The 16,734-nt window shown below is 28.8% G+C and carries 17 protein-coding genes; 12 read left to right on the top strand and 5 right to left on the bottom strand.

Features of this window, described 5'->3' with window-relative positions:
• Nucleotides 1-69 precede the first annotated feature (69 nt).
• From eno to MCJ_RS01860, 5 genes are read left to right on the top strand one after another with little or no spacing between them, the layout of a single operon-like run.
• Nucleotides 70-1,422 carry a phosphopyruvate hydratase gene (eno, locus tag MCJ_RS01880; protein ID WP_012751597.1) on the top strand — a complete coding sequence of 451 codons (1,353 nt, stop codon included), beginning with the start codon at nucleotides 70-72 and terminating at the stop codon, nucleotides 1,420-1,422.
• A 6-nt stretch (nucleotides 1,423-1,428) separates the two neighbouring features.
• The gene (gene serS / locus MCJ_RS01875) at nucleotides 1,429-2,673 is read left to right on the top strand and encodes a serine--tRNA ligase (RefSeq protein WP_012751596.1); all 1,245 of its coding nucleotides are present in this window, start codon (nucleotides 1,429-1,431) and stop codon (nucleotides 2,671-2,673) included.
• Nucleotides 2,674-2,730: 57 nt separating this feature from the next.
• A complete protein-coding gene (locus tag MCJ_RS01870) occupies nucleotides 2,731-4,230 on the top strand; it encodes a phosphohexomutase domain-containing protein (protein WP_012751595.1) in 1,500 nt (499 codons plus the stop codon).
• Entirely contained in the window at nucleotides 4,223-5,188 is a 966-nt protein-coding gene (locus MCJ_RS01865; protein WP_012751594.1) for a glycosyltransferase family 2 protein, read from the top strand. Before MCJ_RS01870 ends, MCJ_RS01865 begins: the two co-directional genes overlap by 8 nt.
• Nucleotides 5,189-5,198: 10 nt before the next feature.
• Complete coding sequence (locus MCJ_RS01860; RefSeq protein ID WP_041594516.1) at nucleotides 5,199-5,732, top strand: DJ-1/PfpI family protein; 534 nt, start codon at nucleotides 5,199-5,201, stop codon at nucleotides 5,730-5,732.
• On the opposite strand, the gene MCJ_RS01855 is transcribed toward MCJ_RS01860, so the two are convergent.
• Genes MCJ_RS01855 through MCJ_RS01845 form a run of 3 tightly spaced genes read right to left on the bottom strand, consistent with a single transcriptional unit; the run spans nucleotide 5,729 to nucleotide 7,927 of the window.
• Nucleotides 5,729-6,538 (bottom strand): alpha/beta fold hydrolase, encoded by an 810-nt coding sequence (locus tag MCJ_RS01855; RefSeq protein WP_012751592.1) that lies wholly within the window; start codon nucleotides 6,536-6,538, stop codon nucleotides 5,729-5,731. The two genes, MCJ_RS01860 and MCJ_RS01855, sit on opposite strands and share 4 nt — an antisense overlap.
• Nucleotides 6,531-7,538, bottom strand: coding sequence for a lipoate--protein ligase (locus MCJ_RS01850; protein ID WP_012751591.1), 1,008 nt, complete (start codon nucleotides 7,536-7,538; stop codon nucleotides 6,531-6,533). The genes MCJ_RS01855 and MCJ_RS01850 overlap by 8 nt, the downstream gene beginning before the upstream one ends.
• Before the next feature lie 53 nt (nucleotides 7,539-7,591).
• Entirely contained in the window at nucleotides 7,592-7,927 is a 336-nt protein-coding gene (locus MCJ_RS01845; protein ID WP_012751590.1) for a hypothetical protein, read from the bottom strand.
• Between the two features lie 75 nt (nucleotides 7,928-8,002).
• On the opposite strand from MCJ_RS01845, the gene MCJ_RS01840 reads away from it, so the two are divergent.
• The 7 genes from MCJ_RS01840 to rsmI are packed head-to-tail and all read left to right on the top strand — an operon-like array spanning nucleotide 8,003 to nucleotide 14,005.
• Nucleotides 8,003-8,863, top strand: a complete 861-nt coding sequence (locus tag MCJ_RS01840) for a DegV family protein (RefSeq protein ID WP_012751589.1) — start codon at nucleotides 8,003-8,005, stop codon at nucleotides 8,861-8,863.
• The gene (gene dnaX, locus MCJ_RS01835) at nucleotides 8,856-10,853 is read left to right on the top strand and encodes a DNA polymerase III subunit gamma/tau (protein ID WP_012751588.1); all 1,998 of its coding nucleotides are present in this window, start codon (nucleotides 8,856-8,858) and stop codon (nucleotides 10,851-10,853) included. Before MCJ_RS01840 ends, dnaX begins: the two co-directional genes overlap by 8 nt.
• 52 nt (nucleotides 10,854-10,905) lie before the next feature.
• A complete protein-coding gene (locus tag MCJ_RS01830; RefSeq protein ID WP_012751587.1) occupies nucleotides 10,906-11,187 on the top strand; it encodes a YbaB/EbfC family nucleoid-associated protein in 282 nt (93 codons plus the stop codon).
• 3 nt (nucleotides 11,188-11,190) lie between these two features.
• Nucleotides 11,191-11,775 carry a toprim domain-containing protein gene (locus tag MCJ_RS01825; RefSeq protein ID WP_012751586.1) on the top strand — a complete coding sequence of 195 codons (585 nt, stop codon included), beginning with the start codon at nucleotides 11,191-11,193 and terminating at the stop codon, nucleotides 11,773-11,775.
• Nucleotides 11,776-11,777: 2 nt separating this feature from the next.
• Nucleotides 11,778-12,407, top strand: a complete 630-nt coding sequence (tmk, locus tag MCJ_RS01820) for a dTMP kinase (protein WP_012751585.1) — start codon at nucleotides 11,778-11,780, stop codon at nucleotides 12,405-12,407.
• A 1-nt stretch (nucleotide 12,408) separates the two neighbouring features.
• The gene (locus MCJ_RS01815; RefSeq protein ID WP_012751584.1) at nucleotides 12,409-13,296 is read left to right on the top strand and encodes a DNA polymerase III subunit delta'; all 888 of its coding nucleotides are present in this window, start codon (nucleotides 12,409-12,411) and stop codon (nucleotides 13,294-13,296) included.
• A complete protein-coding gene (gene rsmI, locus MCJ_RS01810; RefSeq protein ID WP_012751583.1) occupies nucleotides 13,289-14,005 on the top strand; it encodes a 16S rRNA (cytidine(1402)-2'-O)-methyltransferase in 717 nt (238 codons plus the stop codon). The genes MCJ_RS01815 and rsmI overlap by 8 nt, the downstream gene beginning before the upstream one ends.
• 32 nt (nucleotides 14,006-14,037) lie before the next feature.
• On the opposite strand, the gene MCJ_RS01805 is transcribed toward rsmI, so the two are convergent.
• Together MCJ_RS01805 and metK are read right to left on the bottom strand one after the other, a co-directional pair.
• Entirely contained in the window at nucleotides 14,038-15,360 is a 1,323-nt protein-coding gene (locus MCJ_RS01805; protein WP_012751582.1) for an ABC transporter permease, read from the bottom strand.
• A gap of 213 nt (nucleotides 15,361-15,573) precedes the next feature.
• On the bottom strand, nucleotides 15,574-16,716 hold the full coding sequence (metK, locus tag MCJ_RS01795; protein WP_012751580.1) for a methionine adenosyltransferase: 1,143 nt from the start codon (nucleotides 16,714-16,716) through the stop codon (nucleotides 15,574-15,576).
• Nucleotides 16,717-16,734 lie beyond the last annotated feature (18 nt).

Genomic DNA, 16,734 nt, shown 5'->3' with positions numbered 1-16,734 from the left:
TATTTATTGATTTTTTGAATAAAATAGTATAATTTTATACAATAAATTTTTCAACAAAGGAGTCAAAAGATGTCAAAAATAACTAAAATTCATGCACGTGAAGTACTTGATTCAAGAGGAAATCCAACAGTTCAAGTTGAAGTTTATACTGAAAAAGGTGGTTTTGGATCAGCTATTGTTCCCTCTGGAGCTTCTACAGGGTCTCGTGAAGCGCTTGAACTACGTGATCAAAATACCCAATATGCAAACAATTGGTTTGGTGGTAAAGGAGTTCAGACAGCCGTTGATAATGTCAACAAAATCATTGCGCCTGCTCTTGTAGGAAAATGCGTTATTAACCAAAGAGGTCTTGACAAAATCATGATTGAGCTTGATGGAACCGCAAATAAAGAAAAACTTGGTGCAAATGCTATCTTAGGTGTCTCACTTGCGCTTGTAAAAGCAGCAGCTGATGAGTTAAAAATTCCTTTATATCGCTATTTAGGAGGAACAAATCCAAGTGAGCTTCCAGTACCTATGTTAAATGTCATCAATGGTGGTGAACATGCATCAAATACACTTGATTTTCAAGAATTTATGATTATGCCTTTGGGAGCAAAAACATTTAAAGAATCACTTCAAGTAGCCAATAAAATTTTCCACACATTAGCTAAATTATTAAAACAAGCTGGTCATGGAACCCAAGTTGGTGATGAAGGTGGTTTTGCACCTAACTTAAAATCACATGAAGAAGCACTTGATTTTTTAGTTGAAGCTATTAAACAAGCTGGATTTAGTCCAGCAACTCATGGTGAAAATGCAGTTGCAATAGCAATTGATGCTGCAGCTAGTGAACTTTACCAAGATGGAATTTATACATTTAAAAAACTTGAAAAAGCAATTTCTGAAAATCGTTTAGGTTTCCAAGCTAGCAAAACTAGATTTACAAGCGACGAGTTATTAGACTACTTTGGTGAACTATTTGCTAAATACCCAATTATTTCAGTTGAAGATGGTTTTGCTGAATCTGATTGACAAGGTTTTATTAACTTTACAAAAAGATTTGGAACAACTCACCAAATAGTAGGTGATGATTTAACTGTAACTAATGCCAAAATTTTACAAGAAGCAATTGATCAAAAAGCTATTAATTCTATTTTGATCAAACTAAATCAAATCGGAACTGTTAGTGAAACAATTGATACTATTCAGTTAGCACAAAAAGCTGGCTTTACCGCTGTTATTTCCCACCGCTCTGGTGAATCTGAAGATACAACAATTGCAGATCTATCAGTAGCTCTCAATGCTGGTCAAATCAAAACAGGTTCACTTTCTCGAACAGATAGAATTGCAAAATACAATCGTCTACTCTTAATTGAAGAAAGAATTTCATCTCATGCTTCTTATAAAGGTAGAAAAGCTTTTTACAACATTAAAAAATAAATTAATATGGACATCCGTTTTATTTTAAATAACAAAGAATTAGTCAAAGCAAAGTTGGCAACTCGTAATTTTGATGTTAGCCGAATTGATAATTTTTGTCAACAAGCTTTACTAAAAAATCAAATTCAAAAGCAATTTGAAGAGCTTTTAGCCAAAAGAAATAAGATATCAGCGCAAATTGGTCAACTCACTCGGCAAAAAGTTGATGCTACTCTTTTAAAAAAAGAAGTCGAAGATATCAAGATACAGTTAGCAAACATAGAACAAGATTTTTTAGAAATTGAGTCTAAAATCAAAAAGGAAATTTTAGAATTTCCTAATTTACCTCTAGATGAAGTTCCAGTTGGCAAAGATGAAAATGATAATCTGATAATTGCTAAAGTTGGATCTCCAAGATTGTTTGATTTTCCTGTTGTACCACATTATGATTTTGGTGTTAATCAAGATTATTTGGATTTTAAAAGAGCTGTAAAATTATCAGGTAATCGCTTTGTTATCTATAAAAATTTAGCTGCCAAACTTGTGCGTGTGCTCATCAACTTAATGATTGATACACACATAAGTCGTGGTTATCAAGAAATTTTACCAAACACACTAATTTTAGAAAAATCTCTTTATGGGACAGGTCAACTACCAAAATTTAGTGAGGATTTTTATAAAATCGAAAACTCTAGTCATTGATTAATTCCGACAGCTGAAGTACCAATTACCAATTACTTTCAAGATGAAATTATTGATTTAGCAAATGCTAAAAAATTTGTGGGATACTCAAAATCATACCGCTCTGAAGCAGGTAGTGGTGGTCGTGATACAAAAGGGATTATCCGTTTGCATGAGTTTCATAAAGTTGAATTAGTAAAAATTACTAATGCAGAAGATGGAATTTTTGAATTTGAACAAACTGTTGAAGATGCTGCCTATATTTTAGAATTATTAGAAATTCCTTATCAAAAAGTAGTCTTAAGTACTGGAGATTTAGGTTTTTCTGCAAGAAAAACCGTTGATTTAGAAGCTTGAATGCCTTCAGAAAATAAATATCGTGAAGTTTCATCAATTAGCTATTGTGGTGATTTTCAAGCACAACGCGCCAAAATTCGTTATCGTGATCAAAATGGCAAAGTTGTTTATGCACACACCATTAATGGCTCTGGTTTAGCAATCGATCGCATTGTTGCAATTTTACTTGAACAATATCAAGAAAAAGATGGTACTTGAAGAGTGCCAACAATATTAGAAAAATACTTTAATTAGTAAATAATGAAAAAATACCAATTAAAATGGTATTTTTTCATTATAAAGGAGAATGAGATGTTAACATTTGGAACAGCAGGAATTAGGGCAATTTTAGGTCATCAAGCTAAGCAACTCAATCATAGCCATATTATTTATGTCGCAGACGGCTTAGCTCGCTATTTGCTCAAAACTTTTCCCAATGCTCGTCAAAAAGGGGTGGTAATTGGTAGAGATAATCGCAAAATGTCATATCAATTTGCCAAAATGGTTTGCTATATTCTAGCTAAAAAATATAAAATTAAAGTCTATATTTCCCAAAACCTTTTTGCTACCCCACTAGTAAGTTATGCAATTGGCAAACTACAAGCAATCGCTGGTGTCAATATCACAGCTAGCCACAACCCCAAAGAATACAACGGAATTAAGATCTATAATCAAGCTGGCTACCAAATTTTAGATCATGAAGTTGAAAAATTAAGCAAATTTTTTCGCAAAGTCAGCAAATTTTCCAAGCGCAAAATCAAATGACAAAAAATCCATTTTGATCAAAAAAGAATTATCAAAATCGATTATTTGCAACAAGAATATGTTAAAGAGCTAGCAAATTTTGTCGAGGTTGATAGCTCTTGAGAGCCCACTTTTACCTACTCACCACTACATGGTTGTGGCGCTAAAATGGCTAGCTTGCTCGCCAAAGAAGCCAATGTTAAACTAGCATATGTAAGTGAACAAATGCCAGCTTCTACCAAGTTTCATTTTGCAAGCAAACCAAACCCTGAAGAATTAGAAGTTTACCAATTAATTGAGAAAAAAATGTTGGAAAACAACATTGACTATGGTTTTGTGACTGATCCTGATGCTGATCGCTTAGGTGTAATTGAAAAATTACCTAACAACACTTTTTATCACTTTAGTGGCAACGAACAAGCTAGCTTACTTGTTTATTTTTTGTTGAAAAATAAACACTTTTCAACAAATCCTTTAATTATTTACTCCTTTGTCAGCTCTTCACTACCGGCTTTAATTGCTAGCAAAAATAATATAAAATCGATGATTGTGCCAACAGGTTTTAAATGAATCGGTGAGCAAATTGTTGGCCATCAAGGAAGTGTTTTTGCTTTTGAAGAGAGTTATGGAAGTTTGATTTTTCCACAATTATCGCTTGATAAAGATGCTTTTCAAATAATGTATTATTTTTGAAAAATACTTAAAAATCAAGATATTTCTCTGAAAAAAACACTTGATTTAATTTATCAAAAATATGGTTTTGTTCAAACTCAAGTAAATTCTTTTAACTTCAAAGGTGAGCAAAAACTAATTAATCAATATTTTGATGAGTTTTTAGAAACTGATTTTGGCTTGCCAATTGAAGAAATTGTTGACTACCGAAAAAACAATGAAAAAATGATTCAAATCTTTTTTAAAAATAAATCTTGAGTTGCTCTAAGACCCTCTGGCACTGAAGCAAAAGTTAAATTATATATTTTTAGCATCGCTTCTTCTTCCCAAATAGCTATTGATAATAGCAATCTTATTGCCAAAAAAGTAGAAGGTATTTTTACAAAAAATGAATAAAATTACAATTTTAATTCCTTGTTTTAACAAGCAAAAATATTTATCTAGATTATTTAAAAGTCTAGAAAATCAAGTAGATCCTAATTTTAATGTTATTTTATTAGATGATAATTCTAGTGATAATTCTTTGTCAATGATTGAAAAATTTATTGCAAACAAAAGTAATTATCAAGTTATTAAACTTAGCAAAAATAAGGGGGTAGCAAACGCAAGGAATATTCTCATCGACTCATGTCAAAGCAAATATTTTTACTTTTTAGATGCTGATGATTTGATTAGCAAAAAAACTATTTACTATTTAAATAAAGCAATTCAAGAAAATGATTATCAAATTGTATATAGTAGATTTTCGCTCATTTTTTACAAGCTACCAGTCATCAATTTTTTGAGCAGAATAGCAAAAGTCAAATTTAAAAATCATATAGACTTCATTTCTAATTCGTCACCTTTTATTTGAAATAAACTTATTTTAAAAAAATGATATCAAGAAGAAAATATAAAATTTACAACAGGCTATGATTTTGAAGACACTTATGTAACATTTATGCTATTTTTGAGTGCCAAAAATACCTATTTTGTTAATAAAAAACTTTATAAATATGACCTAAATTTATCAGGAATCTCTAAAAAACAAAGTGTTAATAAAATCGAAGGTTTATCAGAAAACCTAAATATTTTGTACTCTGAAATCAAGAAAAAAAACTTGAGTTTCATTTGAAATAATGAAGTTGAAGAATTCTTTTTTAAAAACATCATGATTCATTTATTTTTTGGAAATAACAAAAATGTTATTATAAAAAATAAACAAGAATATCAATTAGCTTTTGAAAAATTATTAAAAACTTTTGAAGAACATAATTTGGAATCAAAAATTGCTAAATATAAAAATAAATTTAATTTATTTTTATATTTAGCAATTAAAAATTACTTCCAACTTAAACAAATTTTTTCTAAATAATAAGGATAAAATGAATAAACTTTTAGTAATTTTAATGGATGATTTTCAAGATATTGAATTAGTCACCTTCATTGCTTTAGTTCAAAAAGCAAACATTTTTCAACAAATTGATTATTTTAATCCTGAGTCCAAAAATGTTTTTGGTCAATTTGGTTTAGCTCAAATAAGAACAAAAAACAAGGTTAATCTACAAGATTACAACAGTATTTTTATCCCCGGTGGCAAAGGTGCTAGACGATTAAGAAATGATGTCATAAGCCTTGAAATTATTAAACATTTTTTTGAAAAAGCAAAAAATGTTTTTGCAATTTGTGATGCACCAAATGCTTTGTTTGAGAACAATATTTTAAAACAAGCTTTTAGCTCCTACCCAATCGATGATCTACCAAAAACAACACTTCGGAATGAAAATACGATAACAATTAGCGACTATATTATCACTGCTAGAAACGCCAATTCAGCAGCTCAATTAGCATATGAAGTAATAAAAAAACTAGCTTCAAAAAAGCTAGCTGATCAAATTTTAAAACATCATAGTGCTTAAAATGTAGAAATTATTTCGTGAATTTTTTCATTTATTTCTTCAGGTTTTTCAAAAAAGGTAGCATGACCACACTTATCTAAAATAGTAATTTTTTTACTAAAATCACTTGCTAGTTTTTCAAGCCCTCCAATTGGAACAAATAAATCTTGTTTACCTGATATAATTTCGTAATCCAAGCTAGATGCATATAAAGGTAATAAATTCTCTTTTAACCATTTAGTGTTTAAAATTTGTTTATTAACCATGGGTGCTAATAATTTATATTTAGTTTGACTAATCTTGAAAAAGAGAGCACCAATTTTTTTGACTTGGTCTTTATAGTTATTTTTATTACCAAAAACCAAGCTTTTCATACTCTCAACAGCATCACTTAGGCTAACAGGCAATAATCAATTTTTAAGAATTTCAACTCTATTTTTAATAGCTTCTTCCAAAATATAAGGATTTAATGGGGCAACTAAGAGTGCTTTTTTGGCTCATTTTTGTTCTAAAATATAGAGTGCGCTTGCAGCTCCGAGCGAATGGCCAACTACTAATGATTCTTCAATTTTAAAGTGTTTGGCCACTTCAAGCGCGATTTCTTGATAATACTTTATATCAATTTTTTCATTACTGGTACTTTTGCCCGCACCTGGAAAATCAAAGCTAACAATGTCATATTTTCTATCTTTAATATTATCAATTTGAAAAGTAAAGCTATGTGAGGAATTAAAACCGTGTAAAAATAAGACTTTTGGTCGGCCTGTATTTTCGTAGTGGCAATAAATTGCTTCATTTTTTATCATAATTTTTTCATGATTAAACATTGTTTTCTCCAAAAATTAATTCTAGTATTTCATCAATGCTAATATTACTAAAATATTCATCAAGGTTTGTAATTTGGCTCAAAATTAAGCGAATTTCTTTTTTATCATAAGCTACATTAGTTAATAATTTTTCAATATCTTCAACTTCTCTTTGTGATAAAAAATCACCTTCAAATTTGATATTTTTTATTATATTTTTATCAACATTAGCTAAAACTTTTAAAATTCCCCCAGATGTTTTAGCTATATTTTCATAGCTGAAAGCAGGATTTGTCCCAAAAATTCACTCACTTGATCCTCTTAATTTGCTAAGCTGTTGAAAAGTAGCATTTTTTTCTGGTGAATTTAAATATGCATCAACTACATCTCTAGCACTTGTGTGATATTTATTTTCAAAAAACTCAATTAGTTTTTTAATAAATTCACCATCGGTCATACCATTATTTAATTCTGCTAAAATGTTTGTAACACGTTGGCGAATTGATTTAATTCCTTTCGATTCAATTTTTAATTTATTAGGTATGAGCACCTCAGATAGCTTAGCTAAATTTGCATTAAACAAAATTGTTCCATGGTGAACAATTTTGTTTTTATATATAATTTGAGCATTACCAGAAACTTTAGCTCCATTTACTAAAATATCATTTCTACCTTTATATTCTGCTTGAAGACCTAGTGAATTAAAAAACTCAATAATTGGATTTAAAAATTTAGCATAACTGTGTTGATCTTTGTCGGTAATAAAAGAAAAATTTATATTACCTAAATCATGATAAACAGCGCCTCCACCAGAGAGTCGACGATAAACTTGTATTTTTTCAGCTTCGACAACTTCTAATTTTACTTCTTGATAAATATTTTGATTTTTACCAATAATGATTGCATTATCATGTTGATAAAAGTACAAAATATCTTCATTTATTGTCTCATCTTTTAGTAGCATTTCTTCAAGTACAAGTGTAATAAAAGGGTTAGTTTTTGTATTAGTAAAAATTTTCATATTTTCGTTACATCCTAAAAAGTCTATAAATTTATAGGTTAATTTAATATAAATTATTTGGCTATTAAATCAAAATTGGTCACTGATTTAAATTTTGATACAAAATTGTCTTCATCTTTTCCAAGATTTAAACTTATTATATTTTCAATATAAATTTTTTGATAATCTCAACGCCGAGCATATCCATTTTTATCTAAAAAGTAAATTAAATCTTCAACAAATCAATCAAAAAATTTTTCAGAATAACTAATTTTGTTTGCAAAACCATCTAACTTGATTGTCAAAATTCTATAATCATAGCTAGCAACAGAAAAATTAAAAGATAACTTTAATTCTTTGCTAGTTATTTTTTGTAAATTATCATTTGGTATTAAGTTTAAAAAGTTCATAATAATATAATTTTAATACTATAAGAAAAAAAATATTTTTTTTATTAAAAATTATTTAGATTATAATATTATTTTATGAAAATAGCAATAGTAATAGATTCCTCCTCAGGATTAAACCCAAAACAAGTCGAAAAATTAGGCTGACATTTTCTTCCTTTGGTTATCGACATTGATAATAAAGAATATTTAGATGGAATTAATTTAGATCAAGATCAATTCTATGAACAATCCAAAAATAAAAATGCCAATATCAAAACTGGAACTACTCCATATGGGATTATGTCAGAAAAATTAACAAAGTTGGCCAAGGAATATGACAAAGTTGTTGTCTACCCAATTAGTAAATATTTTTCATCACAATATAATTTTTTAGCTGAATTAAAAATTGATAATCTTTATGTGGTAAAATCTTTAAAACTAACTTGATTAATGGTTTTAGATTTACTAACTTTTGAACGAGATATTGCAAATGGTGTTGATTTTAAAGTAGCTTTTGAAAAAATGAACCAAGATTATAAAGGGAAAATACTGGCATTTCCTTTTACAACGGATGCAATTGTTCGCTCAGGACGGCTCTCTCCGACAGCTGCAGCTGCAGCTAGACTTTTTAAAATTGTGCCTGTTATTAAATTAGAAAATGGTAAACTAGAAAAAGAAACTATCGGTCGTAATTTTGAAAAAGTCATTATCAAGGAGTTTGAAAAATTAGAAGCTAAATTCACAAATAAAGAATCTTATCTACCAATAGTTTTGCACTCCCAAAATGAAAATATTGACAAAATTGTCACTAGTTTGCAAACTAAGACTACTAAAAAAATCATCACCGGCTTACTACCAAATGTTGTAACTGTGCACATGGGAATTCAAGGTGTTGTAGTCGCTTATATAGAAGTGGGGCAATTTTTGGACAAAATAGTGGAAATTGCCAATGAGTAGTAAATATATTGCTTGGTATCGTAAGTATCGACCACAAACTTTTAATGATGTTGTAGGTCAAGAATTGATTGTCCAAAGCTTAAAAAATATTATTACTAGTCAACAATATTTTCATGCTTATTTGTTTGCTGGTAGTCGAGGCACAGGAAAGACTTCGCTTGCCAAAATTTTTGCAAATACACTCAATTGTCAACACAAAAGAGATCTGCTTATTCCTTGTGAGACTTGCATTGCAAACATCAATAATTCATTAGACATTATTGAAATTGATGCTGCGAGCAACAATGGTGTCAAAGAAATTCGTGAACTAATTGAAAATGTGGCTAATCTCCCGCAAAATTCGCCTTATAAAGTCTATATTATGGACGAAGCCCACATGTTAACCACTAGTGCCTTTAATGCTTTTTTAAAGACACTAGAAGAGCCGCCAAAGCATGTTATTTTTATTTTAGCTACCACCGAAGTTCACAAAATTCCACTTACAATTTTGTCAAGACTACAACGTTTTAATTTTGTCAAAGTACAAATCCAAGATGTCATCAAAAGGCTTGAATTTGTCTTGCAAAAAGAAGCAATTAGTTATGAAATTGGTGCCCTAGAAATGGTTGCAAAATTAAGTGAAGGTAGTCTTCGTGATGCACTTTCAATTCTCGAGCAAGTCTCTACTTTTGGCAATGGTAAACTCAACTTAAGTGATGTTGAGACTCTTTTTGGGCTAACTTCGAATGAAAAAATTGTTGAATTTATTAATAGCTTGTATGCCGAAGATATCAAAGAATCACTTGCAATTTTAAAGCAAATTTTTGAACAAGGCAAACAAACCAAACTATTTTTAAACTCAATTTTAAATTTAATTAAAAATTGACTAATTTACAACATCGCTCATTCAACAGATTTATTATCTAATAGTGATATTGAAATTTTAGATAAAATTAAAATTGACAAAGCATTTGCTTATAAATTGCAGCAAATTATTTTCGAGACAATTGAAAAATTAATTTATAGTGACAATAGCAATAGTTTTTTAGAAATGATGGTAATTAAAATTATTGCCAAAAAAGAAGAGAGCCGCACTGTTGAAAGCTATGCAAATCCTGTTAGTTATTTGCCAAGCAAAATTGCTGAAAACACTATAATTACAAACGATAAACAAGAATTTGACAACCAAAAAATTAAAATTAATTTTCAGCGTCCAAAAGATGAAAATCCCTTTCAATCACAGAGTTGAAAATCTAATATAAGTGTACAAATTCCTACCCCACAGCAAAGTGATAAACCAAAAATTAGTACCTTAAAAAAATCACAAGAAATTGCTAATTTTGATGGCCAAAAAGAGGGCTACCCAAGCCCAGAAACCACAATTGCAAATAATGATAGTCAATCGCTAATAGAGACAATAGATGAGCATTTTAATGAACAAGTGATGGAAAATAATCTATCATATTTAGCACAGGAGGAGCAAATTGAGCACAATTCAAGCCCAATTTTGGAACAAAATTTGACCAATAATGCTTTAGATTCACATCTAAAAGACTATCTAAGTGTTGATGAGGTTGTCAATTTGATTTTCCTAACTCGCGATTTTGTTAGCCAAAATAAAGATAGTTCAAAAGATGTACAACAAAAGTGAAATCAAGGTATTTCAACTTATGAATATGATGATGAATATATCGATATCATCAGAATTATCAAGCAATCAAAAATTTTAGCTTTTGATAACAGTTTTATTTTGCTAGGCTCAAAAGACAAAAGTTTTGATAGTGAGATATTAGATCTTGTACAAAACAATAGTAAATTACAAGAATATTTAGAAAAAATTTTTGGTGATATAATTCATATTTTTGCCATTAGCAAAAATATGATTGAACAAGCAAAGCAACAAATTGACTACTATAAACAATCTAAAATAGAGTTTACAGTAAAACCTCTTCCTCAACCAAAGAAAAAAATTGTCAATAAAGAAGATTTAGACAAAATGATCTTTGGTTAACAAAAATAATTTTTATAATATAATATTAAAATGATTTTAAAGGAGTTTAATTATGAATATGCAAGACCTCTTAAATCAAGCTCGAAAAATGCAAAAAGAGATTGATAATAAAAAAAATAATTTAAAAAATACTGATTTTACATTTGAAAAACAAGGTATTTCACTTGTAATTTCAGGCGGTTATGAAGTAAAAAAGATTTCCATCCACCCTGTTTTAGCCGATCCAGAAGATATTGAAACACTTGAAGATTTAATTTTGATTACACTAAATGAGGCACTTGAAAAAATTAATCAAGAAAATGAAAAAATAATGCCAAATCAATCAGGAATGTAAAATATGTATGGTAATGATTTTGAAGAATTGGCTAAAAAAATCAAGATCTTACCTGGAGTTGGAAAAAAACAATCGGAAAAAATTTTACATTTTTTATTAGACGCTCCTATTGATGATATCAATACTTTTATTGAAGAATTGTATAATTTAAAGAAAAATTTTCAGCATTGTCGCCAATGTAATTTTGTAAGTAGAAATAGACTGTGTTCTATTTGTCTAGATGACCAACGGGAAAACAAAATTTTAGTTGTTGAAAATTCTGACATTGTTGCCAAGTTTGAAAATAGTGGTGAGTACAAAGGTCGCTATTTTGTTCTTGGTGATTTTAATATCAAAAATTTAAGCGCGCTTGATGACAAGATTAATCAACTAAAAATTATGGCAAACAACGATAGCGAACTAATTTTGGGAATTTCATCTACACTTGATGGTTTGATAGTTACAAGTTATATCACTAAACATGAGGTAGTTGCAAATCTTAAAATCAGTCAGTTAGCAACGGGGATTCCTTTTGGCGCAAATATCGACTACCTTGATAAAATTACATTACAACAAGCACTAAAAAATCGCAGAGAAACGGAAAAATAACTATGTTTATTACATTTGAAGGAATTGATGGTTGTGGGAAAACCACAGTTTTAAATCTTTTTGCTAAATATCTCCAAAAAAAATTCCCTACTCGTGAAATTATTGTTACTCGCGAGCCAGGAGGTACAGGAGTTGTTGAAGCAGAAAAAGTGCGTGAAATTGCTTTAGATCGCAATCATGATATTTCTCCATATTCAGAAATGCTTTTAATGGCTACATCGCGGCGTATGCACTTAGAAAAATTAATTTGACCGGCCTTAAAAGAAAACAAAATTATCCTTTGCGATCGCTATATTGACTCATCAATAGCTTATCAGGGTTTTGGTTTGCAACTAGGAGAACAATTAGTTTCTATGGTAAATAATTTAATAAGCAACAACACAAAACCTGATATTACATTTTTTATTGATGTAGAGCCAAAAGTTGCTTTTGAGCGAATGTCACAAATTATCAATCACAAACGTGATCGTCTAGAAATTCGTGGACGCCAGTTTTATCTAAGAGTAATTGAGGGCTTTAATTTTGTAGCAAAACAAAGACCTAATAACTTTTTTAAAATAAGTGGCAATAACCAACCAGAAGAAGTTTTAGCAAATGTAATTAATGTTTTTGAAAAATTTTTAGCGGGTTAATATGGGTATTTGAGAACAATTTATTACAAATAGCTTGACACACAAACATTTTGTCCACTCTGTGCTTTTAGTAAGTAGGTATCGTGAGGTAATTGATGAAAAAATCAAATTTTTATTAGAGAAATTTGACAATAAAGCAAAAATTATTACTTTCGATATTCAATTAGATAAAACTTCACGAACTGATTTTCTTGAAGAAATTAACCAACTATATTTTAGCAATGTAGGAGCTTCAAATTTGCGTTTTGTGATCATTAAAAGTGTTGATCAAGGACATCCTAGCTTGTTAAATTCATTGCTAAAAATAATTGAAGAGCCACCACAGGATACTTATTTTATTTTTAGTGCACAAAAAAAGGAAAAAGTGTTGTCAACCATTTGTTCTCGAAGTCAAATTTTTTATTTTTCTAATTATGAATTTAGAAAAATTTTGTTTCAAATTTTAGAAAAAAAACAAAAAAATGAGTATAATTGGCTATTTGCTCAAATTTTTTCTAATGAGCAACAAATAGAAGAATTTATTAACCTTTGTACACCAACAATTTTAGCGCGTTTTGAAGAAATATTATCTGAATTTTCAACCAACTATAACAATTTTATTTTAGAGTTGAATAGCTTATTAGAAAAAGAAAATGCCTTTTTTCTTTTGAAAGTATTACAATATTTCTTCAACGCTTTTATTGGTGTTAGTTATCCTCAACTACCAAATAACATTAAAATAGCAATTAAAAAAACTAAAAAACACATTTTCGATCGTCAATTAAGTGTTATAATAAATGATCATATTCAAAATCTTTTAAATTCCTTAGAGACATATCAAAATTTTAACTTACAAAAACAAGCATTTCTTGTTAAAATATACGAAGTTTTTAGCAAATTTTATGACTAAAAAAATCACACTAGTCTCTACTCCAATTGGCAATTTAAAAGACATCTCACTTCGAGCTCTTGATACTCTCAGAGATAGTGATATTATTTTATGTGAGGATACAAGAGTATCCCAAAAACTGCTTAATCACTATCAAATCAATAATAAAAAATTAATTTCTTACCATAAATTTAATGAATACAAAATGCTTGATTTAATAGATAACTACTTAAACCAAGGTTTACAAATTTGCCTAATAAGTGATGCCGGTGTACCAACTATTAGCGATCCAGGGCAAATTTTGGTTAATTGAGCTCATGAAAATGATATTGAGGTAGACATAATTCCAGGCGCAAATGCATTAATAAGCGCATTTGCACTCTCAGGATATAAAGGGAGCTTTTATTTTGGTGGTTTTTTAGATTCAAAAAAACAACAAATTATTAAACAAATTAGCCTTTTAGATCCTAAAGTAAGTTATATTTTTTATATTTCACCTTTTAAACTTGTTTATACTTTAGAAATTATCAGGGATCTCTATGGGGAAGAAATTGATATCTTTTTAATCAAAGAAATTACTAAAATTTATCAAAAATATTACCGTGGTACTCCAGATAAAATTTTGAATAATTTGAGTGCTCCTAAAGGAGAATTTACAATTATTTTAAAATTAAAGGAAAAAAAGAGTATAAAAAAGAACAAATATGAACAATTTTCGAAAGTAAAATAAAAAACATGATAGTTTCAAAACTGTCATGTTTTTTATTTTCTTAAATCTTCAATGATTACTTTTTTAATTGAATTTAATAGCTGTTTTTGATCTTCAATGCTCAAATGTAAATTGGATTTTATTTCACTCATTACCCTAATAAATTCTGGATGATATCCGATTCCTAAAGGTTTGTGGTAGACTTTTCGTAATCTTACTCAGTTGTCACGAAGTCTTTGGTAAACTATTTCGCTAGGATTATTTTTGTAGTTTTTCAATAAATACAGATGTGAAAAGATATGGATAATTCCGGTGCTAATTATAACCTTGCGAAAAATTTGGTTTCAATGTACTGGAACATAAAATATAGAAGCAAAAAATAGTGATAGTGATGGTGCACTAGTTGCTACCGATAATTTTCCAATAAGTTGGTTAACTCCAGGATCAGTGCTTTCAATTTGAATAAACTTATTGACAAAAAACGGTGTAAAAAGAAATAAAATACGAATTAGATAATTTAATAATGTAAAAACACCATTTGCCAAGTAATAATTTATAAGACGGTTTGAGTGACCTTTATTTTTAACATTATTTATGTAAATGGCAATTTCTACAATAAATAAAAATCCAACTAATGACAAAATATATACACTATATTGTCAAATGCTATACTTTTCAAATCCACCAATTGCTGATCAAAACACAAACCATATTAATGAAACCATAAGAATAACAATTGTTTTATAAACAGATTGGGATAAAAAAGACATTTTATTTCAAAAAGTTTCTAAGGTATTTGGTTTAGGATTTTTATTAGATATTTCTAAATTTGATAAAATATCTTGATTTAAAACCTTAAAATTATTAGATCAGACATTAATTTTAGTACGATAGTCCATGTTATCATCAATTTCACTTAGAGAATCAATGGATTTAATTTTGGAAATTTTTTCAACAAATTCTTGCTCTGTTTTATCAAGTTCTATCTTTATTTCTTTGTTGTCATGCTTAATTTTATTTCAAAAATTAAATTTTTTTTTCTTATTTTTTTTATCTAATTCTCAATTATAAGAATCGATATTCTCAGGTTTGATAATATCTTTATTATCATTTAGTCCTAAATCTGAATCCTCTAGAATTATCTCGTCTTCGCTTTTTGATAAATTATTAGAATTGAAAGCGTCATGATCTTCAAAAATAAAATCATCAAAATCTATACTGTCTTCTACTTGACTCTCAGCTTCATTATTGGTAGTTTTGTTCTCATGTTTTTCAAGCATATCAGAAGCCTCATTTGTAGCATTGTTGACTAGATCTTTGTTTTTTGATTGATGATCTTTCTCTTTAAATTTTAATATTTTTTTTCAAAAACTCATTTTTGCTCACTTACTCAACTAAAATATTATTAAAATATAATTCTACCATATTTAAAGCTTTATATTTTGGAAAATCATTATTATTTTTGAAAAATTTTTTCATTTTTAGCAAAGCTCAAAAATAAATATTTATTCTCGAAAAAGCTATAAATTTATAGCAAAAATTAAAAAAAAATGGATAATTAATTTTTTCCATTTTTTTAATTTAAATTATTATTTTATATTTAATAATTGTTTTATTTTGTCTACCTTATTTAAGCTCTCTCAAGGTAAGTTTAAATCATCTCTTCCAAAGTGTCCATATGTAGCGGTTTGTTGGTAAATAGGAGCTTTAAGTCCTAACTCATTAATAACATTTACTACACTCAAATTAAATACTTTTTTGACAACATCAATAAGTTTTGATTCTTCAAAGAGGCGTTCTCCTGATTGACTAATAGCAATAGATGTTGGCTCTGGTAGACCAATTGCATAAGATAGTTGTACCTCAATTTCATCAGCTACACCCGCAGCTACTAAATTTTTAGCAACTCAGCGCGCAGCGTATGCTCCCGAGCGATCAACTTTGGTATAATCTTTACCACTAAAAGCACCACCACCATGATGTGCACGATCACCATAAGAATCAATAATAATTTTTCTACCAGTTAAGCCAGTATCGCCTATTGGACCACCAATGACAAATTTACCAGTTGTGTTAATAAGGGTTTCAAAATCTGTATTTAGTCCAAAACTAACTGCTACTTTTTTCATAATTTTCTCTTTTATGAAGCTAACAAAAAGTTGATGATCATAATTAGCATCGTGTTGAACCGACATAATAATTTTATTGATTTTAGGTTTTTGATTACTAAAATCAATTTCTACTTGTGATTTCATATCAGCTTTTGCTCAGAGAAAATCACCGCTGACACGTAGTTTTTCTGCTAATTTTAATAGTTCATGAGCTATTGTATGAGCAAGTGGCATATAAGAAGTTGTTTCTTTAGAGGCATAACCATAAACAATTCCTTGATCACCAGCTCCTATAAGCCCACTCTCTTTGTCAACACCTTGAGCAATATCGGCACTCTGTGAATTAACATTTGAAATAATTGTAAAATCATTTTCGCTGTAGCCAAGAGATTTTACTATATTTCAAGCAATTTGAACAAAATCTACATATGAATGTGTTTTAATTTCACCGGCAATAATAATTAATCTATTAGATGCCATAGTTTCAATTGCGACCCTAGCATTTGAGTCTTGCTTTAAAATATTATCTAAAATAGCGTCACTAATTTGATCACAAATTTTGTCTGGATGACCTTTTCCTACCGATTCAGCTATTGATAATTTCTTTGATAAAAATTCCATATTTTATTTACTCCATCA

It is taken from the genome of Mesomycoplasma conjunctivae (assembly GCF_000026765.1).
GTDB lineage: Bacteria > Bacillota_I > Bacilli_A > Mycoplasmatales > Metamycoplasmataceae > Mesomycoplasma > Mesomycoplasma conjunctivae.
Note: the sequence above shows the minus strand (reverse complement) of the source record. Positions and strands in the feature narration are given on the sequence as shown.